Below are 21,650 nucleotides of genomic sequence, written 5' to 3' on the forward strand. Positions count from 1 at the left end.
TTAAGCGCATATTTCCTCAAGGGGGCTTTTTCGGTGTAAGGTATGGAAGATAAATAATATTGAAGTGATTTGTAAAATGGCCCGCCCGAGAGGATTCGAACCTCTGGCCTCACCCTCCGGAGGGGTGCGCTCTATCCAGCTGAGCTACGGGCGGCCAATAATCATAACTACTAATGAGTTAGGGGATAATTACCTTAAGTTGTAATGTGAACTTACAAAAATGCATTATAAGCTCACTATTACTGCGCTTGTTTTATATAGCTCACCAAAGGGTGGACCACGTGATATCCATTTCACCACAAGAGCACATTTGTTGCTAAAACACTAACTCGCGATATCAATGCTTTAGCACTGGCAATAATAAAGAGATCTTTAAATAAATACCAGCATCATTGAGTTATATGCCTATAAATCAAACTGTTTTTGATAAAACACTTCACAACTTGCCAAAAACAAGCTATTTATTGGTATTCGATAAAAAAATAGTAACCGTTTGGCAACATGTTCTGAATGCTTACGGATTATATAGAGGATGTAATTATGAGTTTAATGTCGACTGAGCAAGTGGCTGAGTTTTTAGGTGTAAAAGCCGAGCGGGTAAAACGCCTTGCTCGTGAGAGCTTGCTTATTGCCAAGTCTGAAGATGAAAACGGTGAACCCCAATTTGATGCTGACGAAGTAGCAAAGTACAAAGAGCTTGCCGCGCGTTTTGGCGGGCTTTAACCTTTTATCTCGTTTAATAACTTATTTAGCTGCGCGCGTAATGTGCTTGCCTTATTATTTATGTCGCGCTGCTCATACCACCCTATACACAACACCAAAAACACCACTTTAAAGTAACGTAGCTTGTCATAAGCGCAATAAAACTCACTGGGTATTGCTTGCTGGGCGCTATATTGCTCAAGCAAAGTGTGCTCTGCGTGCCCATTTAGCTCTAAGCTAACCGCAAGTGCCGCTAAATCAAAATACACGTCGTTTGTTTGCGCATATTCAAAGTCAATTAAATACATGCCTCTTGAATTTACTATTAGGTTATCTTTAACTAAATCGTTATGACAAAAGCCACTGCTGTAGGGCATATCACTAATGGCGCTTAGCGTATCTTCAATTAAGCGGCTGTGCTGTTGATATATGTTGCTATTAGCGTAATACACAAGCTCTTTTGCAATGTCCATTGGCTGTGTAGCTAGAGGGTAACTATGAACGCGTGCCAACTTTTCAACTAGGTCAATACTGTAATTATTAGTAGCGATATCACCACAAATATAGCGAAATGCAGCTCGCCTGTTAGCCTTATCGAGCCAAATGGGTTTAGGGCAAACGTTATGCTGGCTAAGTGCAGTTTGGGCTTGTAGCCCTATTTTAGGCCAATGCGATTTGTAGCATTTTAATAAGTAGTTTTGCTGTGAAGTTTTTATTAGGTAATTGTCGTTACTTAAACCATTCACTAATTTAGTAGTTTGTAGCACGTGCTCAGGTGCCACAAACTCACTACATAACGCGGCAATATTTGGATTACGGTGCATGCGTTATAATTGCGCTAATGGCTTAGCTTGGCTTTGCTCGTACTCTTCGTACCAGGTTTTAAATCCCCACGCGGCCATAATAGTGTAAAAAATAAATAGCGCGAGCGTTGGGTAATAGCCTTTTTCGTAATACAAATACATAGAGGCCGCATCAATAACAATCCAATACAGCCAGTTTTCGAGTACTTTTTTAGCAACTAAATACGTGGTTACCACCGCAAAACAGGTTGTAAAGCTATCTAGGTAGGCAAAATCGGCGTGGGTGTAGTTTTGCATTACATAGCCAATAATAATGGCCGCTAAGCCCGTAGCGCCTATAAGAATGGCGTGGCGTTGTGTAGACCATGAGGTAATACTAATATTATCTGCTTTGCCTTTGCGCCATACCATCCAGCCAAATACAGCCATGTACATGTAATAAAAATTGAGTAGCGACTCCATAAGCAGCGCGCCATTCCAGTACATTATGGTATAAATAAGCGTGCTAAAAAAAGCGGCAGGCCAGCACCATAGGCTCTCTTTTATTGCCAGTAATAAATAAGCAATAGACAACCCTACCGCAATATATTCCCAATGCGACATTGCTGTAAAACCACTTAAGGTTTGTGTTAAAAAATCCATGTGTGCGGTTACCGTTTTTAATACACGTTAAATAAAGGCGATTACTCTGGAGATAAATCGCCAGATAAAAACTTACAAACAAAAATAGCCTTACCAAACTCTTCGTACGAGCGTTTAATTTCGGTGTTTAGCACTTGCATTACTAAATCGTAATCGCCAAAAATTTGCGTAGAAAGCGTATTGGTGATCACTTTTAAGTTGTCGTATTCGTTTAAACGGTCAATAAAGCCCTTAATAAACGGGATGTAATCTTGATGAAGTGGGTATTTACTGATCTCTACTGATAATTTCATTTTAAACTCTACTTTTAATTATTTGATTTCAACAAATCGTTCAATGCCAGTTCAATACAGTGTAAAATTACACTCACACTCAATTAGCTGAGCTTATTATGGCACGCAGAATAACCTATACATTTAAAAACCAACCGCGCGAAATTAACTTCGCAAAAGACAAATACCACGACATGTATCAAGCTATTGCCGCTGCCGAAGGTATTGATTTAACTAACTACTTAAACATGGTACGCCAAATAGAAATGACCTCAAAAGGCTCTTCGGCTGTACGTAACTTTCGTGACCAAGAATTTGCCCGTATGGGCTTTAGTGATATTTACTTTATTAAAGAATAAATATCACTTATTAACTATCGCTGGTACTCGTAACTTACGCGCGGCGTAATATTACACAGTAATTCGTAAGGGATAGTATCGGCGCAGTGGGCTATTTCTTCAACCGGAAGCTCCGGCCCCCACATTGTAACGCTGTCGCCTACTTTAACATTGTGCTCGTTTTCGCCTATATCAATGCTTATCATATCCATAGACACACTGCCTACAATACCGTAACGCTGCCCTGCAATCATAACCGGTGTGCCTTCTTTGGCATGACGCGGATAGCCATCGCCATAACCCATAGCCACTACGGCTAATTGGGTTGGTTTGTCACTTTGCCAACGGCCTCCGTACCCTACTCGCTCATGGGCGGCAACATCACGCACTGCAATCACCTTTGTGGTTAAACGCATGACCGGCTTTAAATTGTGCTCTTGCCCTGTGCAGTTTGCCATTGGCGACACCCCATAAAGCATAAGTCCTGGGCGTATCCAATCACCGTGTCCTGCTGGCCAAGCTATAATACCGGCCGAGTTTGATAAACAATGTGCTTGGTCTATGCCCTTTACAAGCGTATCAAATAAGCTAATTTGCTGTGCCGTTTTAGTATTGTGCGTATCATCGGCACACGAGAAATGGGTCATCAAATTAATGGTGCTTTTAGCATTGGGTGTGCGCTGCAAGCGGCTATAAAATGCGTCAAACTGCTCAGGTGCTATGCCTAATCGGTGCATGCCGGTGTTTATTTTTAGCCAGCAAGTAATTGGCGCATCTAAGGTGGCATTTTCTATTGCTGCAAGCTGGTTTTCGTCGTGCACAATAGTTTGAAAATTATTAGCCAATAAAATAGGTAAGTCGGCTTTATTAAAAAAACCTTCAAGCAGTACTATTGGCTTTGTTAAACCACCGGCGCGCAGTGCGAGGGCTTCATCAATTCGGGCAACAGCAAAAGCATCAGCACTATTTAAGTGCTGGGCAATTTTTACTAAACCATGCCCATACGCATTGGCTTTTAATACCGCCATTATTTTGCTATTTGGCGCAAAACGTTTTACCTGCGATAAGTTATGCGCAAGGGCGGTTAGGTTAATTTCGGCAGTGGCTAGGCGCATTAGTATTCATCATCAACTGCTGGCCCCGCGTAATTATCAAAGCGAGAAAATTGCCCTTGGAAGGTTAAGCGCACTTTACCAATTGGGCCGTTACGCTGTTTACCTATGATAATTTCGGCGATGCCTTTTTCTGTACTGTCTTCGTTGTATACCTCATCACGGTATATAAACATGATTAAATCGGCATCTTGCTCTATCGAACCCGACTCACGTAAATCTGAGTTAATTGGGCGTTTATCGGCACGTTGCTCTAGCGTACGGTTTAGCTGCGAAAGCGCAATAACCGGGCACTGTAACTCTTTAGCGAGCGCTTTTAATGAACGCGATATTTCGGCAATCTCTAAAGTACGATTATCTGATAAACTAGGTACACGCATTAACTGAAGGTAATCGACCATGATCATACTAATACCACCGTGGTCGCGCGCTATACGTCTTGCACGTGAACGCACATCGGTAGGTGTAAGCCCCGATGCATCATCAACATACATTTTGCCTTTTTCCATCAACAGCCCCATAGTTGATGAAAGGCGTGCCCAATCGTCATCATCTAGCTGGCCAGTACGTACCTTAGTTTGGTTAATACGACCAAGTGATGCCAACATCCTCATCATAATTTGTTCAGAGGGCATCTCTAATGAGTAAATAAGCACAGGCTTGTCTTGCGTCATTGCGGCATGCTCAGCAAGGTTCATCGCAAACGTGGTTTTACCCATTGAAGGACGTGCTGCAACAATAATTAAATCAGAAGGCTGCATACCTGCTGTCATTTTATCTAAATCAGCATACCCAGTGCTTACACCGGTTACACCGTCTTGCGGCGACTGGTATAGCTCTTCGATTTTATCGACGGTTTTTTCAAGAATGTTATGAATGCTTTGCGGGCCTTCGGTACTTTTTGTACGTTGCTCAGCAATTTTAAATACTTTACTCTCGGCAAAGTCTAATAAGTCGTGGCTGGTGCGCCCTTCTGGGTTAAAACCAGCTTCGGCTATTTCATTAGCTACGCCAATCATTTCGCGTACTACCGCGCGCTCACGCACAATATTGGCGTATGCATCGATATTCGCAGCACTTGGGGTGTTTTTAGCTATTTCAGCTAAGTAAGCAAAACCACCAATGCCTGCTAGTTGGTTATTTTTTTCAAGACTTTCTGAAATTGTGATTAAATCTATCGGATCGCCCACTTCAGCAAGCGCGGTCATGGCTTCAAAAATAAGCTTATGGGTGCGGGTATAAAAGTCCTGCGCAACAACCAGCTCTGCTACGCGGTCAAAAGCTTGGTTATCAAGCATTAAGCCACCTAAAACAGATTGTTCAGCTTCTATTGAATGGGGAGGAACTTTAAGGGTATCGACTTGCTTATCTGGTTTGGCCATAACTTCACAGTACTAAAATTGAATGGCTCTATTCTATCGACTTGGCGGGGCTGTGCAAATAGCAAAGCAGGAAATCTTTTCCTGCTTTTTGTAATCATTAACGCTAATTAGCGTTATTTAGTTCGCAGCTCAATGCGCCCGCTTATAGTATCCATTTCAACACTTGCGCTGCCACCATTGGCACTAAACTCTAAATCACTAGAAGGGCCATATTTAGCTTTAGTAACTTTATCGCTGGTAACTTTATTAATAATTTTACCGTTGGCGTGCGCTTTAATCTCAAACTGAGCCGACACGCTTTGCGGGAAGTAAAAATCAGCATCACCACTTACCGACTCATAGCGAACATCAGCCCCTTTTAGCAGTTCGCTGATGTGTATTTCAGCTTCGCCGTTTACAGTATTAATACGTAAGCTTTTTATGCTCGATAATGTAAAATCGATATCGCCATTTACGTTTTCTAATCGTACGTCGTTTGCGGTTGTGCTTGATTTAATATCGCCATTTACGGCGCTAAAGCGCAGCTCTCCGCTTGATTGCTTATCGTTTATTTCACCGTTTACGGTTTCAAATTGAATATTGCCGCTTAAGTTCTGTGCGTTTACATCGCCATTAACGGTGCTTAATTTAACAGTGCCGCTAATGTCATCTACCGTAATTTCACCATTAACAACATCAACCTCAGCGCCTTTTTTAAGTGTTTTTGCAGTCACTGACACATTTACGCCAGCAAATTCTAAGCGACTGCTTTTTGGCATAAATACCGTTAAGTTAGAGCCATCTCCATTGTTACCCCATCCCAAATTGCGTGGCATTTTTACTATAAATTCGGTTTTATCGCCTGTCGTTTTAAGCTCAAACCCTTCGGCCTTGTCATCAAGCTCGCCGGAGACTTTAAATTCGTTTTTATCCCAGCCGGTTATGTTTACATCGCCGCGTTGGTTTTCAATAAAAATAGTGCCGCCGCTTGGCACCTCTATTTGCTTATCTATTTTTTCGCCCGCTAAAACGCTCAGTGGTAATAGGCTTAGCCCAAGTAAAATTGCTTTCATGTTATTCCCCTATATTTGCTGCCAACGCGGTGCATGCACCTTGTTAATTAAGTCGAGTTGTTGCTGGTAAACTTGCGCCAACATGGTCAGTAATGCCTGATTTTGCGGCTCGTTTTCAAGTGCCTGTTTAATTGCTTGCTCTGCTTCTTCAAGCTCTTGTAACTGTGCTTGCCAGTTATTGGTAAGTGCATCCTGGTTTTTGTACTGCACTAATAAACTTTGCTTTTGCGCTTTAAAATAATCGCTCATAGCAACCACTTGGCTTGGCTCGTTATTGCTCATAAATATATTTATTGCTAATAACGCAGCTGCACTGCACGCAGCAATAGCGCTTAATTTAGGCCATAGTGGCGCTTTAACAGCAGGTGGCTTAGCTGTCACTATGGCGTGTTCAATGCCCTGCCAAAGTGCTTTATTGGGCGCTATGTCTTTATTTAAATTGTTTAAAGACTCGTTTAAGTAGTCATCAAAATTTTGTTTACTCATACTCGTACCACTCTTGTAATAACTGCCTTGCACGATGATATTGCGACTTACTCGACCCCACTGCCATTCCCAATTGCTGGGCTATTTCTTCGTGGCGGTAGCCTTCAATGGCATATAAAACAAACACCATGCGGGCGCGCTCTGGTAGGCGAACAATTAATTTATCTAACCCGTTTAATCCCTTACAACTTTGCGCGCTTTGCTCATCCATACCGCTTTGTTCTATGCTCACAACTTTGTTTAACCAGCTTTTATGCTTGCGTACATAACTAATCGCAATGTTGCTTGCTACGCTATATAGCCAAGTAGAAAATTGTGAGCGCCCGTCAAACTGCGCTATTTTATGCCACACCTGCACAAACACTTCTTGAGCGGCATCTTCAGCGTGCGCTTCATCGGCCAATAAGCGCAAACATAAACCGTAAACACGCTTTATATGCAGCTCATATAATGCCTTATAAGCATTTTGATCCCCCGCTTTAACACGCTCAATGAGAGCAAGGTCGCATAGGGGCGTGTGCTCGGGTTTTGTGTGTAACATCCGTGATGTCGCCTTTTAATTATTTTTATTTAAAAACGTGTATTAATGAGTGTATTGATTACTAAGACGCAAAGACAGACAAGAAAGGTTTAAACTAATAATAAAAATAGTTAAATAATTTTATATAGAGCTATTAGATGGGTATTAAAGAGGAATTTTAGATACAAAAAAGCCGCGCTAAAAGCACGGCTTTTTGGGCTTAATTAAAAATTAAGCTTCAGCAATAACGATTACTTTAATAGTAGCTGTTACGTCTGAGTGTACTGCGATTGCAACGTCGAATTCGCCAGTTTCACGGATAGTACCGTGAGGTAAACGAACTTCTGATTTAGCAACTTCAACACCAACAGCTGAGATAGCGTCAGCGATGTCACGAGTACCGATTGAACCGAATAGCTTACCTTCGTCACCAGCTTTAGATACTAAAGTAACTTCTGCTAATGCTTCTAGTTTGTCAGCGCGTGCTTGTGCTGCAGTTAACTGTTCAGCGATTTTCGCTTCTAAGTCTGCGCGACGAGCATCAAACGTTTCAATGTTTGCTTTAGTTGCAGGAACTGCCTTACCTTGCGGGAAAAGGAAGTTACGTGCGAAGCCAGATTTAACAACAACCTGGTCACCTAGGCCACCTAGGTTAGCGATCTTATCTAGTAGAATAACTTGCATGTTTCTACACCTTTTAAAAACTGTTAATCCGCTGCTTACTTATGTAAGTCAGTGTATGGAAGAAGGGCTAAGTAGCGAGCACGCTTAATAGCAGTTGCTAGCTGGCGCTGGTATTTAGCGCTAGTACCTGTAATACGGCTAGGTACGATTTTGCCACTTTCTGTAACATAGTTTCTAAGAGTAGCTAGATCTTTGTAATCGATTTGTTGTACGCCTTCCGCTTTAAAGCGGCAGAACTTACGACGTCTGAAATAACGTGCCATGAGATTAATTCCTCAAATAATTCTTTCTATATGCTGAGCATGCAAAACCAATTGGCTAAGGCCGTTACGACCTTCGTGGCGATTTAAAAAACCACTCACTTGCAATGCCTGCCCAACGTGCAAATGTTGAGTCTGTTGTTGCATTTGCTTACCACTGGCAACAACCTGAAGCCTAACGTAACTATTACGGTTAAGATCTGCTTCGGTTTGCATCGATTTATGTTCTACAACAAAAATACAATGCGGTATGCCTGCAGGGCTTTGGCTAAACTTGGGTGTTTTACAAACAACCCCCGATATAACCAGCTGATTCATATATGGGCTAACCATTACATTAACTGCTGACTACGTGCCATGCTAGGACTCAAAACAATTAAGCAGCTGGTGCTTCTTTCTTCTCTTCTCTTGCAAGAGGAGACGCTTCAGTTACTGCATTTTTAGTACGCATAACTAAGTTACGAAGCACTGCATCGTTGTAGCGGAAAGTAGTTTCTAGCTCGCTGATTACTTCAGTAGGTGCTTCAACGTTCATAAGAACATAATGAGCTTTGTGAAGCTTGTTGATTGGGTAAGCCAGTTGACGACGGCCCCAGTCTTCAAGACGGTGGATAGTACCACCAGCTTCAGTGATAGAACCAGTATAACGTTCGATCATACCAGATACTTGCTCACTCTGATCAGGGTGAACCATGAATACGATTTCGTAATGACGCATGGATATTCCTTACGGTTAATAGAGCCTTCTACCGTTTCGGCCGGTCGGTTTAAGGCAAGGAATTAATAGTGTAAAAGCCGAAATGAGCGCGCATTTTACGCTTAGATGGATAATTAAGCAAGCAGGTTTTTTAAGCTTTGATAGATAAGTGTTAAAGCTATCAGCTATCAGCTATCAGCTATCAATCAGGGTCATATTAATATGCATTCGCTTTACATCAACAAGCAGAATTACGATAAGTGCGTTGGGTTTGTGTAAACGCAAAGCTTGCTTGCGTAAAAAGCGCAGCTTTTAATTACTTACCCCCTCCATTTGCGCCTAAAATATAAACATTTACTCAAACCTAAAGCCGTGCAATTATTAAGCAACACATTATTTAATAAGGATATTTATGAAGCTCTTACTATCATTTGTATTTGCACTTACTTTTAGTACCTCTTTTTTAAGCCACGCAGACACTGCTACAACCGAAATAACCGTTGGTAAAAAAGTCATTTTACAATCAAAAATACTTAACGAAGACAGGCCTATCAGAATTTTCATACCTGACACTGTAAAAGACGATCAGCCGCTTTATATTATTTATTTACTAGATGGTGTTGAGCACTTTCATACGGCGTCAGGTGTTATAAAATCCTTAGTTGATTACGAACAAATACCTAATGCCATGCTTGTTGGTATTGATACAACAAACCGCGTGCGTGATTACTTACCTAAAGTAGATGGTGAGCCGAAAACTGAGTTTCAAACCTTTGTAAAAAATAAATGGCCCGATGCTGGACAAACCGACAATTTTTTAAAGTTTGTGTCTGACGAGCTCATGCCCTACATAAATAGCAATTACTCAACTAACGGCTACAACACCTTAATTGGTCACTCTAATGCTGGTACATTAGCGCTTTACACTTTAGTTAATCAGCCTGAATTATTTAACAACTACATAGCTATTAGCCCAAATAGTTGGTGGAGTGACGAAGAGTTAAAAAATAATATTATTAAATACACTAAAAACCCTAAAGGCACTCAAGAGTTATTTATTAGTGTAGCGAGTGAAGGCGCACGTTTTTATACAGGCGCATTAAATACGTTAGTAAATTTAGAACAACAAATGCCCACACAGCTAAAATGGGAATATAAGCATTACCCTACTTTTACTCATATGGGCACTATACTGCCAGCCCTTAGCGATAGCCTAATTCACTTATTTAGTGACCTAATTTTTAACGTAACTGATGAGCACGGAAAGTTTGCCGATGTATCACTTATCACAGGTTACTACCAAGCACTGAGCGATAAGTACGGATTTGAGCTTAAAATTCCACAAGATGTGTACGTAGAGTTTGCCCACAGCCTGCAAAAGTTTGATAACACTAAAAAAGCGATAACTACACTTAAACACTTTACTCGTGATTACCCTAATGCTGCTTACTCCCACATGCGATTGTCGCAAGGCTACACGGCTGACAAACAGTTTAAAGAAGCTGTTGCCAGTATGAAACACGCACTAAAACTTGCTAAACAAAACTCGCGCGACCCACTGTTAATTGATGCACTACAAGATATGGTAAATGAAGCCCAAGCCAATTTGTAACTGATTTAACGCAAAGCGCTTTTTAACTAACGATAATTACGAGCTACGCTCGTCGCGTCAGCAAGCTAAACGCCTACAGGTAAAATTAAGCTCAGTGTTAAACTTTGCATGTAGACGCTGAGCTTGCTCGCGTGAAAAGCGCAATTTTTAATCTGTTTAAAGCCACTTAAAAACAAAAAACCGATGTTTAAACTAAACATCGGTTTTTCTTTACTGATAGCTGATAGCTAAAAACTAACCACTTTACTTTATCTGTTGGGTTTCGCTTCGCTCTTCCCAACCTACGTTATTTGCCTATCGCTTCTTTGGCGAATAGGTGTTTTATTAGGCCTAGGTTATCAACGAGTGACAGCCCGACTCCACGTATCAGCTTTTTAACCGGGTTGGCACCTTCAAATAACTCTTTAAGCCCTTGCATCATGGCTATATGCTTTTGCGCATCGAGCTTGCGGGTGCGCTCGTAATCGCGAAGTGTACGGGTACTCGCAAACTCTTTACTATCACTTGTCAGTAGTTCAATTAAATACGCGGCGTCTTTTAGGCCTAGGTTCATACCAAGCCCTGCAAGTGGGTGAATGGTGTGTGCTGCATCGCCCATTAATACCACTTTGCCGCTTACCCATTGCTGGGCGTAGCGCATTTTAAGTGGAAATGCTGCGCGTTTACTTTGCACTTCACACAGCCCGCATTGGCCATCTATGGCTGCCATTACAGCTTTATTAAAAGTAGTGTCGTCCATTGCTAGCAATTCATCGCAATGATTAGGGCTGGTAGACCACACAATAGAGTGGGTATTTGCATCGCTAAGTGGTAAAAAAGCCAGTGGTCCAGTTGGTAAAAACACTTGGCGTGCGGTGTTTGCGTGTGGCTCTTTGGTTTTAACCGTAGCAACCAATGCATGATGGTCGTAATCTTTAAAGCTTAGCGCCATATTAAATTGTTTACGAATAGCCGAATTTGCGCCATCGGCCGCCACCAGCAGCTTAGCAATAATAGGCTCGCCGCTTTTAAGGGTTATAAATACGTCGGACTCACTTTGGTGTATTTGTTGATACTCAGTATCAAACATCAGTGTGGCACTTGGTTGTTGCTCTAGCTCTTTTATAAGTGCAAAACGAATAATATCGTTTTCAACTATATGTCCTAAGTGTTCAAGCTCAAGTTGCTCGTTATTAAAGGTTATTTTACCAAAGCTGTCGGCATCGCGTACGTCCATATGCGTATATGCACACGCTCGCTCTGCCATTATGTGTGGCCACACGTTTAATTGCTCAAACAGGTTTTGGCTTGCAATACTCAGCGCACTTACCCGCAAGGCGTATTCATCACTTAGCGGTAATTGCTTTGGCGCGGCGTCTAGCACCACAACACTTACATTGGCTTTAGCGAGTCCTAACGCGAGGGTTAAGCCTACGCAGCCACCACCCACTATACAAACCTGTGCTTGCTTCATAAACGTGTACCTTGTTTAACTTGCCCCATTAGCTGCTTGGCCAATGGTGCTTTTAATGCGGGAAATAAATCCATTGAGAAAAGCCCAATGCTGCGCCCAAGCGCTAATACCCGTGACGAGTTTGAAAAAAGCCTAACCAGTGCATCGGTTAAACTCATTACGGTATTTATATCGCTGCTACGCTTTAGTGAATACTCACGGGTAAACGCATAACTGCCTAACTCGTTTTTACTTGTTGCAATTAAATTACTAAGTACTTGTACATCACGCAGGCCTAAATTAAAGCCCTGCCCTGCAATGGGGTGAATAGCATGAGCAGCGTTACCAATGACTACCGTACGATGCGCTGTTAATGATTCAGCTTGGCCATATACTAGCGGGTAGCTTGTGCGTGTGCCCACTTTTGTAAATTGCCCTGCCCGATAACCAAATGCACTTTGCAGCGCGTTTAAAAAATCATTTTCGTTTAAGGCTGTATGCTGCTCAACGTGCTGTTGCTTTATGCACCACACTAACGAATAACGGCTATTGCTCATTGGTAAAAGTGCCATCGGGCCGTGCTCGGTAAAGCGCTCATACGCATGGTTGTTATGCCCGCCTGCTACTTCAACATTGGCTATAATAGCGCCTTGCTCATAGGGCTGAGTATTAAAGCCTAAACCCAGTAAGTTACGGGTTGGAGATTGCGCACCATCGGCAATAACCAGTAGCTTAGTATTAAGTTGCTCGCCGCTTTGTAAAGTAACCTCATTACTGTTTAGGCTTTGCTTAATAGCGCTTACGCTATCGGGGCAATAAAGTGCAATACTCGCTTGCGTTAAACGCTGATACAGTGCGCGGCCAAACGGGTTTACCTCAACCACGTAGCCTAATGACGGTTTAGCAAACTCGTCGCAACTAATATGCGCTTTACCAAAGTGACCACGATCCGACACGCTTACTTTTTTTATTGCTGCTGTATATGGCGCACTTGGCTCAAATAAATTTAACTGCTGTAAATACTCAACCGACTGCTGTGCAAGGGCAATACTTCTGTCGTCAAAACTTGGGTGGTAATCGCCTGTTACTTGGTTTGCTTCTACTACCGCAATAGCGAGTGAAGGGTTTGTTTTAGCAATGCTTAGCGCACAACTTGCCCCTGCAAGCCCGCCCCCAATAACAACGACATCAAACTGCTTAGCCACTTTATTTCTCCAAGCTTATGCGCTTTTTGCACTTTGCATAAGTGCTTCTATATCGTTTATGGTTTTAGGCACACTCAGGGTGAGGTTTTCATGCCCTGACTCAGTAATAAGTAAATTATCTTCGATACGAATACCAATGCCTTTATATTGCTGCGGTGCATTTGAATCTTCACTAATATAAAGCCCAGGCTCTATGGTTAACACCATGCCTGGCTCAAATGCGCGCTCAACGTTGTTTTGTTTGTAATCGCCTACATCGTGAACATCAAGGCCTAACCAGTGGCCAAGACCGTGCATGTAATATTCTTTACAGGCACCTTTTGCCATTAGCTCATCAAAGTCGCCGGTTAAAATACCTAAATCAAGTAATCCTTGAGTCATTACTTCCATTGCACGTTTATTGGCATGCGACATAAACCCGCCGGGTTTAACTTCTTCAAAAGCCACTTCTTGCGCTTTAAGTACAATGTTATAAAGCGCGGCTTGAGGTTCGCTAAACTTGCCATTAACCGGAAAAGTACGCGTGATATCGGCAGCGTAACCTTGTAACTCACACCCTGAGTCAATTAATACTAGGTCGCCATCTTTTAGCACATCGCTATTTTGCGTGTAGTGCAAAATATTAGCGTTATCGCCACTACCAACAATGGTGCCGTACGCTGGGTGCGGGGCTCCGTTCATTGCATAATGATGATGCAGCTCTGCCTCTAGCTGAAACTCTGTAGCACCAGGGTGCGAATAACGCATTGCGCGCATATGCCCACGGGCACTTATTTCGCAGCCTTCACGCATAATGTTTACTTCGCTTGGCGATTTAAACAAGCGCATTTCGTGAATAAGACCACGCACATCTTTTATAGTGCTCGGTGCCTGATAGCCTTTTTTAGGCGCGCTGCGAAGTGTGTTTAACAAGGTAAATACTTTGGTATCAAAACTTGGGTAAGCGCCTTGTGCATAAAATAAAATCTGCTGACCGTTAACCAAATCTACTAATTGTTCAGTTAGCTCACTTAATGCGTAAGTTTCGTCGAATAAGTACTCATTTTTAGCTTTTTCGAAGCCAATTCTGCGTCCGTGCCAAATTTCGGCCAGTTTATCTTTATCAAGACAAAATAACGTACTTGGCGTATCGCTGTTATTACACAGCACTAAAACGGCATCGGGTTCGTTAAAGCCGGTTAAGTAAAAAAAGTCGCTGTCTTGTCTAAATGCATATTCCGTATCGCGGCTACGCGTTACTTCACTGGCCGCAGGAATAATGGCCACACTATTTGCATCCATTTTCGCAAGTAAACGCTCACGGCGTGCTTTAAATTCTGACTTTTGTATTTCAACCATGCTTTAACAACCCGTTTTATTTAGATTAATGTAGTGTTTTTTTAGGTGCTTTTTCTTTGCCAAGCTCGGCAAAACAAAGCAATGCCGATACACGTACATATTCAATCACTTCATGCAGGGCTTGGCTGTCTTCTTCGGTTTCGTCAAACATGGTATCTAAGCGTGTAATTTCGCTAAAATCGCTAATAACTTCTTTTACATCTGCCGATAACTTACCGTAATCTTTTTGCTTTAAACCAAATCCAAGCATAAACCCTGCAACCCATGATACGAGGCCATTGGCTTGATCGATGAGTGTTTCATCATCGCTTGGTAAAAATAAATCGAACGCAAAAGCTTCATCGTTAAAACTTGCTACCACTTGCTTATAAATGGTGCCAAAAAACTGCTTTAGGTCGTTGCTAAACGCTTGGCCATCATTAAATACATCGCTTAATAAGCCTAAGTATTCTTTGTCATCAATACTTAAACCACAGGCTAGTAATCCGCTAATTACGCCGTGCGCTTCTGCCGGTGAGACAAAAATTTCGTTTTTTTCTAAAAGCAGCTGGGCTTTTTGGTAATCTGGTAAGTCGCTCATGTTTATATCTTCGCTTTGCTAGTTAAGGCAATGCTACCACTCGATAAAAAGCAACTCCAATTAATTGTATGATCCTGCTCAAAAAGTAGCATGATAAGTAAATAGCGAGTTACCAGCGGGCAAAAACTGCTCGAACGGTTCAATTTTTTACGTTTGGGGTTTAAGGAATGGATTATGTCTTATATACTGAACTTGTTCCCTGGGGTGCCGGAGTTTGGTTAAGTCCCTGAGCCGATAAATTTTATACCAGGATTTCTGTTCGTCTACTATTGTGCAAGCTCGGCATGTACCGAGAAGCCTACGGTAGACCGCAGCTTTCCGCCCTGAAACCTTCTGGTTTCAGGACTGACGCCGGACACCGCACGCTTGGGGAACACTTTTCTTATTTTTCTGTTTTTGCATTTTTTGCTACTCCCCTGTTTTTAAATACCCTTTATTACCTTTATAAATTTTTAGCAAAAAAAGCTGCAATTGATATTAATCAACCACAGCTTAGTCCTAGAACACATTTCGTTATTTATCTAAACCAGCTTTGAAAACGCTCCATCAGCATATAGTTTACTGGCACTAATATAAGCGTAATAAACGTAGCAAACACAATACCAAAGCCAAGGCTTACTGCCATTGGAATTAAAAACTGTGCTTGTGTCGCCTTTTCAAATAGTAGCGGCATTAAACCAATAAAGGTGGTTAAACTTGTGAGCATTACTGGGCGAAAACGTGCAGCCCCTGCAAGTTTAACCGCATCAATAATTTTGCCGCCTTCACTGCGTTTTTTATTAATAAAGTCGACCAACACAAGTGAATCGTTAACCACCACACCAATAAGTGCCAACATACCAAGTAAGCTCATAATGGTTAACTCCATCCCCATAACCCAGTGCCCTATTACAGCGCCTATCATGCCAAACGGTATTACGCTCATTACAATAATTGGCTGCATGTACGATTTAAGCGGTATCGCTAATAGTGAGTAAATAATAAAAAATACAAATAACAATGCCCAAGCAAGCGAGCCAAACGACTCTCTTTGCTCTTTAGCTTCACCTTCTAGCTTGTAATCAACACCTGGGTATTGCTGCATTAATTCATCTAAATACTCAGTTAGGTCGGCTTGCAGCGCGGTCATGTTGGTATTGCTTTTTTCTATGTCGGCGGTCACGTTAAGTGTGCGGTAGCGGTCTATTCGGTTAATCGTAGATGGGCTTTGCCCTGCAATTAATGTGGCTACATGCGAAAGTGGCACCGAGCCGCCCGTAGGCGTAGTAATAAGTATATTTTGTAAGTCGGCTACAGAGCGGCGCTCTTCAATAGGTAGGCGTACCATAACGCGTACATCGTCACGACCGCGTTGAATACGCTGCACCTGCGAGCCAAAAAACGAGTTACGTACTTGGTTTGCTACATCAACTCGATTTAAGCCCAAGGCAAAGCCTTGCTCGGTAAGCTCTATTTGCAACTCTTCTTTACCATCAGACATGCTATCAGCAATATCAAATACGGTTGGGTAAGTACTTAAGCGTGCTTTAACACTTTCGGCAATTTTTTGTAACGTATCGAGCGATGTACCACTTAGCTGAACATCTATAGGGTCTGAGCTGCGTCCTATTTCAGCCCTAAAGGTTACGCTTTCGGCGCCAGGAATAATCCCTATTAAATCGCGCCACTCACTTACCAGCTCACGTGAGCCAATGTCTGAGTCGCGGCTCTCTGCAGGGGTTATTTCAAAGCGCACACTGCCTGAGTTAGACACGCCACCACGGCCACCGGTTGAGGCTAAAATATTTAATATAACGCTTTCGCCGGTATCTTCATCGCGGTATTTGTCTTGCAATAACTGCGCTTTTTGCGACATATCCATTACATACTTATTGGTAACTTCAAACGGCGTGCCTGTTGGCAAGGTTAATGTTACTCGTACGGTTTCGCTTGGGATACGCGGAAAAAATACAAACTTAGTCCAACCACTGGTTATTAAAGTTAAAATTATAAAAAACACGCCAACAAACAAACTCACCGTCGCTAATTTATTGCGCAATGCTTTAGCTAAAATAGGCTGATAGTATTTTAAAATAGCGCTTTCAAATCCGTCTGCAAAACGCTGCTGAAGTACTTCAAGCTTTGATGATTTTGTTTTTTGATTACGTAGTTTTATGTACTTTAAATGAGCTGGCAGCACAAACTTAGACTCAATTAACGAGAACAGTAATACCGGAATAACCACCACCGGAATTTGTGCAAATAAGGCACCCCGTGCGCCTTCAATAAACGCTAAAGGTAAAAAGGCCGCTACGGTTGTTAGTACCCCAAAGGTAACTGGTGTTGCAACTTCTTGCGTGCCTAAAATGGCAGCTTGTTCGCCCGACTCTGCGGTTTTTAAATGAGTATAAACGTTCTCCCCCGTTACTATGGCGTCATCCACCACAATACCCAGTACTAAAATAAAGCCAAATAAGCTCATAATATTAAGGGTTACACCAAAAATAGGCATCGCAATAAATGCGCCCATAAACGAAACCGGAATACCAATAAACACCCAAAATGCGATGGCTGGGCGTAAAAATAGGGTTAGTAAAGCCAGTACTAAAATGCCCCCTTGTAGGGCACTGCTGGTTAGCGTAGCAATACGGCTTTTTACAACTTGAGAGTCGTCATCCCAGTAACTTAATTCAAAACCTTGTGGTAACGAGCTTTGCTTGGACTCTATGTAGTTTTTTACATCATCTGCGACATCTATCGCACTTTGCGGCCCTATGCGGTATACATCTATAAAGGCGGCTTGTTTACCATTAAAGCGTGTACGTACTGGGGTCTCTTCAAAGTCATCATTAATGTTTGCTATATCACCTAAGCGTATTACTGTACCGTCGCTTTGATTTTTAACTACAATGTTTGCAAATTCATCTTTTCGGTAAGCTTGCCCTTTTGAGCTTATAAGTACATCGCCCCCTTCTGTTTTTAAATTACCAGCCGAAATATCAGAGCTCGACTTAGCCACAGCGGTAGATATTTGCGCAAGGGTTAAGTTGTATTGGCGTAGTGTATCTTGGCTTACTTCTATGGCGAGCTCGTAATCGCGTACACCACTTAGCTCAACCTGCGTAACATTAGGAAGGCGTAAAATATCGTCGCGTACTTTCTCGGCGTATTCTAAGGTTTCTTTTTCACCGTAATCGCTCGCTACGGTAACAGCTATTACTTCGCGTTTTCGCTCGGCAAGCGCCACAATGGGCTTTTCAGCATCGGCCGGAAAAGTGTTTATAGCATCTACACGGCTTTTTATATCGGCTAATAATTCGCGTGGGTCGTAGCCACTTTCTACTTCTATGGTTACCGACGCAGAGCCCTCTGATGAGCGGCTAGATATTTGCTCTATACCTTCTAAATCTTGAACGGCTTCTTCTATTCGAATGGTAACCCCTTGCTCTACATCCTCAGGGGTTGAGCCGCGCAAAGTAACGCTTACACTTATGCGATCTGTTTCAAACGATGGAAACACCTCAAGCGGTATTTGACTCGATAAACTAAATAAACCCGATAGCACTAACGTAATAAGCAATAAATTGGCTGCTACATGGTTTTTTGTAAACCAAGCAATCATGGCTTATCTCCTTGTGCAGCGCGGCGTTTTTGTATTAGCTCTTCAACACTAATTCCCATTTCTTGCGCTTTTTTTTCTAGCTGCTCACGCGATGGACGCTTACCTTTACCTGCGCCATCTGGGCCTTTTGCTCGCATATTTTGCGTATCGGTTTCGCCTAAAATGCTTACTGCTGTGCCTGAACTTACTTGCCCAAGCGGTGTAATTACTAACTTATCGCCTGCATTAAGGCCTGTTTTTACCATAGCTTGTGTAGCATTTTGCCATGCAAGTGTAATGTTTTTACGCTTTAACAGCCCCTTTTCAACCACATACACGTAGCTGCCTTGGTAAATAGTACTATTAGGGATTATTAACGCATCAGGCACTGTTTTACCGCTAATTTGCGCAGTAATGTATTGCCCAATTTTAATTGGGTATTGGTTATTAGCCGTGGCTTTGTAAGGGTCATTTATCTGCGCAACAATATACAATTGCTGTGCGCCTTCATCGATAGCGCCTTCAGTGCGTATTATTTGCCCTTGCCATGTTTGCTCGCCCACTAAGTCAGATTTAAACTTAACGAGTGAGCCGGCTTGGTTTTTACTGCCATCTCTGTATTGCTCTGGCAAACTAATATACGAAAGGTCTTTATTTTTAATTGGTAAGCGCACTTCAACGCTGTCTATGGCATAAATAGTTGCAAGTTCTGTGTTTTCGCTTACCACTTGGCCAAGGTCTACATTACGACTAAGCACACGCCCAGCGTAAGGCGCTGTAATTTGGGTACGCTCTAAATCAAGCTGTGCTTTTTCAAGTGCGGCTTGTGCTGAAAGTACTTGTGCTTGTGCAGCCGCTAGTTGGGGCTCGCGAAGTACTAAGCTGCTCGCTTGCGATGAGCCGCCTAAACGCTTCCAATCAGTAATTGCTTGTTGGCCGCGGGCTTTTTCTTCTAACAAACTTTGCTCTGCAGTAAGTAATGCTGCCTGCGCCGATTTGACCTCAGCTTGATGATCTCTATCGTCTAGCTGTAGCAGTACATCGCCTTTTTCAAAAAAACCACCCTCTCTAAAATCATCACTTACTTTATTAATTTGCCCAGATGCTTGAGCAACTAACAAACTTTGAGTACGCGGCTTTACCGTGCCATAGCTATCGATAAAAATTAAGTAATCTTGTGGCTCAATCTTTTTTACCGATACGCTCACCGTGGCTTTAGGAGGTGAGCCAAAACGTTTTGCTTCAGGTGGATTACCCTTAATAAACATAACAATTAAAATGGTGGCCACCATCACTACGGCTGGGATTAAAAGTTTTGCTGATTTAGTTTTCATCGTTATTGCTCTTAGGTTCGCTTGTTGGGGCGTTAAAATCGCCGCCAAGGGCAACGTATAGGTTTATTCGGTTAGCAATTAGCTGGTTTTTTGTTTCAATGAGTGAGCTTTGCGCATCAAAAGAGCGCGACTGGGCATCAAGCACTGTAGTGTAAGTTACTAAGCCGCTTTGGTACTGCTCAAACGACAGTTGCTCTGCTGCAAGGGCGTTTTCTTGCGCCTCTAGCGTGCTTTTATAACTGGCTTGCAAGGATTGCTGCTGAGTAATTGCGTTTTCAACATCGCTGAATGCATCGTACAAGGTATCTAAATATGCTTGTTCTTGTTTTTGTGCATTTAAGCGTGCTACTTCTTCATTTGCTTTTAGCTGGCCACCATTAAATATTGGCGCAGAAATACTGCCTAATAAAGACCACGCTAAGCTTGATGGCGAGAATAAATCGCTCACTCTATCGGTGCTATCACTCACGCTTGCTGATAAGTTTAAACTAGGGAAACGCTGTTTATGTGCATAGGCTAGGCCTGCATCGCTTGCTAATAACTGGTACCAGCTTGCGCGCAATTGAGGCTTGCGTGTAATTAGCTCAGAGGGAATACCGGTATTAATTGGCGAAAGAAAAACAGGCAGTTCAACCTCTGCTGATATATCGCCTTTGGGGTAGCCGCCTAATAAGCGCTCTAAAGAACGCGACGCGCTTACAAGCGTGGCTTGTTGATTAGCAATACGCGTACGCTCGTTATTAAGCTCATTACGGGCTAAATATACATCGAGTGCTTCATTAATACCTTGGCGGTAGCCCGATTCAATAATATCTAAGTTTTGCTGTGCGTTTTCTTCTCGGCGTTTATATAAATCGAGTAACTGCTGGGCGGTTACTAAATCAAACCAGCCGGTGACAACATCGGCCACCAATTGCTGCTTAGCTTGCTCAAAACTAGCTTGTTGCGTTAAGTAGTTTAGGTTGGCTTGGCGTTTAGCATCAGATAACTTACCCCACACATCTACTTCATAGCCTAGCTCTAAAGTGACAGAGCTGGCATTATCATAACTTACAGGTCTATTGTCTTTACTGCGCCTAGTTTGCGCAGATAAATCAAGATCGGGCCAAAGCGCAGAGCCTGAAATTATTAATTGCTGCTTTTGTATTTGTACATCGTAGGCACTTTGCAGCAAAGCCTGATTATTATTAAGTGCTTTATTTACAAGGTTTTCAATGTAAGGGTTTTCTAACGTTTGCAGCCATTGCTGATCTACTGCAAGTGCATTTTGTGCTAAACCATGTTGCCATGTCGCTGCAATGTCGCTGGGTGCTTGCTCGCGCTGCTGAGGGTTTAGCGTACCCGCACAGCCGCTCAACAATACCAAGCTAAGAGCCAATAAAGTTGGCTTAGTTTGCCAAATCATAGTTAACCTAAATTACTGCCATTTATGAATGTAATTCAAGCACTTTGGCAAATTTTGCTCAACTTACTTTACATAACATTACATACGTTGCGATGAATTAACATAATAGTCAGTTATTATAAAAACCGGCAGGGAATTTGGAGGGTATTTATACAAAAAAGCAAATAGCGTGTAATACACTATTTGCTAAATGGGATAAGTAATGTTGTTAAAC

22 protein-coding genes, 1 tRNA gene and 1 other RNA gene are annotated in these 21,650 nt (G+C 42.3%); 4 read left to right on the plus strand and 20 right to left on the minus strand.

Annotated features, from left to right (window positions below):
• Positions 1–77: 77 nt before the first annotated feature.
• A tRNA-Arg gene (locus AN390_RS12090) sits at positions 78–154 on the minus strand.
• Positions 155–540: 386 nt separating this feature from the next.
• On the opposite strand from AN390_RS12090, the gene AN390_RS12095 reads away from it, so the two are divergent.
• The gene (locus AN390_RS12095) at positions 541–723 is read left to right on the plus strand and encodes a hypothetical protein (RefSeq protein ID WP_024031630.1); all 183 of its coding nucleotides are present in this window, start codon (positions 541–543) and stop codon (positions 721–723) included.
• On the opposite strand, the gene AN390_RS12100 is transcribed toward AN390_RS12095, so the two are convergent.
• From AN390_RS12100 to AN390_RS12110, 3 genes are read right to left on the minus strand one after another with little or no spacing between them, the layout of a single operon-like run.
• Positions 720–1,526 carry a phosphotransferase gene (locus tag AN390_RS12100; RefSeq protein ID WP_055254782.1) on the minus strand — a complete coding sequence of 269 codons (807 nt, stop codon included), beginning with the start codon at positions 1,524–1,526 and terminating at the stop codon, positions 720–722. The two genes, AN390_RS12095 and AN390_RS12100, sit on opposite strands and share 4 nt — an antisense overlap.
• A gap of 3 nt (positions 1,527–1,529) precedes the next feature.
• The gene (gene pnuC, locus AN390_RS12105) at positions 1,530–2,147 is read right to left on the minus strand and encodes a nicotinamide riboside transporter PnuC (protein ID WP_055254784.1); all 618 of its coding nucleotides are present in this window, start codon (positions 2,145–2,147) and stop codon (positions 1,530–1,532) included.
• A gap of 41 nt (positions 2,148–2,188) precedes the next feature.
• The gene (locus AN390_RS12110) at positions 2,189–2,440 is read right to left on the minus strand and encodes a hypothetical protein (protein WP_004588464.1); all 252 of its coding nucleotides are present in this window, start codon (positions 2,438–2,440) and stop codon (positions 2,189–2,191) included.
• A 98-nt stretch (positions 2,441–2,538) separates the two neighbouring features.
• Between AN390_RS12110 and AN390_RS12115 the strand changes: the two genes are divergently transcribed.
• Complete coding sequence (locus tag AN390_RS12115; RefSeq protein ID WP_004588463.1) at positions 2,539–2,778, plus strand: DUF2960 domain-containing protein; 240 nt, start codon at positions 2,539–2,541, stop codon at positions 2,776–2,778.
• 14 nt (positions 2,779–2,792) lie between these two features.
• On the opposite strand, the gene alr is transcribed toward AN390_RS12115, so the two are convergent.
• From alr to rpsF, 9 genes are all read right to left on the minus strand, one after another.
• Positions 2,793–3,872 (minus strand): alanine racemase, encoded by a 1,080-nt coding sequence (gene alr / locus AN390_RS12120; RefSeq protein WP_024031627.1) that lies wholly within the window; start codon positions 3,870–3,872, stop codon positions 2,793–2,795.
• Positions 3,872–5,251: a replicative DNA helicase gene (gene dnaB / locus AN390_RS12125; RefSeq protein ID WP_004588461.1), complete on the minus strand. Its 1,380-nt coding sequence runs from the start codon at positions 5,249–5,251 to the stop codon at positions 3,872–3,874. Before dnaB ends, alr begins: the two co-directional genes overlap by 1 nt.
• Positions 5,252–5,364: 113 nt before the next feature.
• Complete coding sequence (locus AN390_RS12130) at positions 5,365–6,303, minus strand: DUF4097 family beta strand repeat-containing protein (RefSeq protein ID WP_055254786.1); 939 nt, start codon at positions 6,301–6,303, stop codon at positions 5,365–5,367.
• Positions 6,304–6,312: 9 nt separating this feature from the next.
• Positions 6,313–6,789, minus strand: a complete 477-nt coding sequence (locus AN390_RS12135) for a hypothetical protein (protein WP_004588459.1) — start codon at positions 6,787–6,789, stop codon at positions 6,313–6,315.
• Positions 6,782–7,330: an RNA polymerase sigma factor gene (locus AN390_RS12140; protein ID WP_004588458.1), complete on the minus strand. Its 549-nt coding sequence runs from the start codon at positions 7,328–7,330 to the stop codon at positions 6,782–6,784. Before AN390_RS12140 ends, AN390_RS12135 begins: the two co-directional genes overlap by 8 nt.
• 210 nt (positions 7,331–7,540) lie before the next feature.
• The gene (gene rplI, locus AN390_RS12145) at positions 7,541–7,993 is read right to left on the minus strand and encodes a 50S ribosomal protein L9 (protein ID WP_004588457.1); all 453 of its coding nucleotides are present in this window, start codon (positions 7,991–7,993) and stop codon (positions 7,541–7,543) included.
• A 35-nt stretch (positions 7,994–8,028) separates the two neighbouring features.
• On the minus strand, positions 8,029–8,256 hold the full coding sequence (gene rpsR / locus AN390_RS12150) for a 30S ribosomal protein S18 (RefSeq protein WP_002962753.1): 228 nt from the start codon (positions 8,254–8,256) through the stop codon (positions 8,029–8,031).
• 12 nt (positions 8,257–8,268) lie between these two features.
• Positions 8,269–8,586, minus strand: coding sequence for a primosomal replication protein N (priB, locus tag AN390_RS12155; protein ID WP_004588456.1), 318 nt, complete (start codon positions 8,584–8,586; stop codon positions 8,269–8,271).
• Between the two features lie 43 nt (positions 8,587–8,629).
• Positions 8,630–8,971 carry a 30S ribosomal protein S6 gene (gene rpsF, locus AN390_RS12160; protein WP_004588455.1) on the minus strand — a complete coding sequence of 114 codons (342 nt, stop codon included), beginning with the start codon at positions 8,969–8,971 and terminating at the stop codon, positions 8,630–8,632.
• A gap of 391 nt (positions 8,972–9,362) precedes the next feature.
• Here rpsF and AN390_RS12165 point away from each other — a divergent pair, with 391 nt between their 5' ends.
• A complete protein-coding gene (locus AN390_RS12165) occupies positions 9,363–10,562 on the plus strand; it encodes an alpha/beta hydrolase-fold protein (protein ID WP_055254788.1) in 1,200 nt (399 codons plus the stop codon).
• A 286-nt stretch (positions 10,563–10,848) separates the two neighbouring features.
• Here AN390_RS12165 and AN390_RS12170 read toward each other — a convergent pair whose 3' ends face one another.
• Genes AN390_RS12170 through AN390_RS12185 form a run of 4 tightly spaced genes read right to left on the minus strand, consistent with a single transcriptional unit; the run spans position 10,849 to position 15,117 of the window.
• A complete protein-coding gene (locus AN390_RS12170; RefSeq protein ID WP_055254790.1) occupies positions 10,849–12,015 on the minus strand; it encodes an FAD-dependent monooxygenase in 1,167 nt (388 codons plus the stop codon).
• A complete protein-coding gene (gene ubiH, locus AN390_RS12175) occupies positions 12,012–13,199 on the minus strand; it encodes a 2-octaprenyl-6-methoxyphenyl hydroxylase (RefSeq protein ID WP_055254792.1) in 1,188 nt (395 codons plus the stop codon). Before ubiH ends, AN390_RS12170 begins: the two co-directional genes overlap by 4 nt.
• Positions 13,200–13,214: 15 nt before the next feature.
• Positions 13,215–14,537, minus strand: a complete 1,323-nt coding sequence (pepP, locus tag AN390_RS12180) for a Xaa-Pro aminopeptidase (protein WP_055254794.1) — start codon at positions 14,535–14,537, stop codon at positions 13,215–13,217.
• Positions 14,538–14,562: 25 nt separating this feature from the next.
• Positions 14,563–15,117: a UPF0149 family protein gene (locus AN390_RS12185; protein WP_004589599.1), complete on the minus strand. Its 555-nt coding sequence runs from the start codon at positions 15,115–15,117 to the stop codon at positions 14,563–14,565.
• 193 nt (positions 15,118–15,310) lie between these two features.
• Between AN390_RS12185 and ssrS the strand changes: the two genes are divergently transcribed.
• A non-coding RNA gene (ssrS, locus tag AN390_RS19655) (6S RNA) lies at positions 15,311–15,494 on the plus strand.
• Between the two features lie 140 nt (positions 15,495–15,634).
• Here the strand turns inward: ssrS and AN390_RS12195 are convergent.
• Genes AN390_RS12195 through AN390_RS12205 form a run of 3 tightly spaced genes read right to left on the minus strand, consistent with a single transcriptional unit; the run spans position 15,635 to position 21,436 of the window.
• The gene (locus AN390_RS12195) at positions 15,635–18,718 is read right to left on the minus strand and encodes an efflux RND transporter permease subunit (protein ID WP_055254796.1); all 3,084 of its coding nucleotides are present in this window, start codon (positions 18,716–18,718) and stop codon (positions 15,635–15,637) included.
• Positions 18,715–20,031 (minus strand): efflux RND transporter periplasmic adaptor subunit, encoded by a 1,317-nt coding sequence (locus AN390_RS12200; protein WP_055254798.1) that lies wholly within the window; start codon positions 20,029–20,031, stop codon positions 18,715–18,717. Before AN390_RS12200 ends, AN390_RS12195 begins: the two co-directional genes overlap by 4 nt.
• The gene (locus tag AN390_RS12205) at positions 20,021–21,436 is read right to left on the minus strand and encodes a TolC family protein (protein ID WP_055254799.1); all 1,416 of its coding nucleotides are present in this window, start codon (positions 21,434–21,436) and stop codon (positions 20,021–20,023) included. The genes AN390_RS12200 and AN390_RS12205 overlap by 11 nt, the downstream gene beginning before the upstream one ends.
• Positions 21,437–21,650 lie beyond the last annotated feature (214 nt).

This window comes from Pseudoalteromonas sp. P1-11 (assembly GCF_001399995.1).
GTDB lineage: Bacteria > Pseudomonadota > Gammaproteobacteria > Enterobacterales > Alteromonadaceae > Pseudoalteromonas > Pseudoalteromonas atlantica.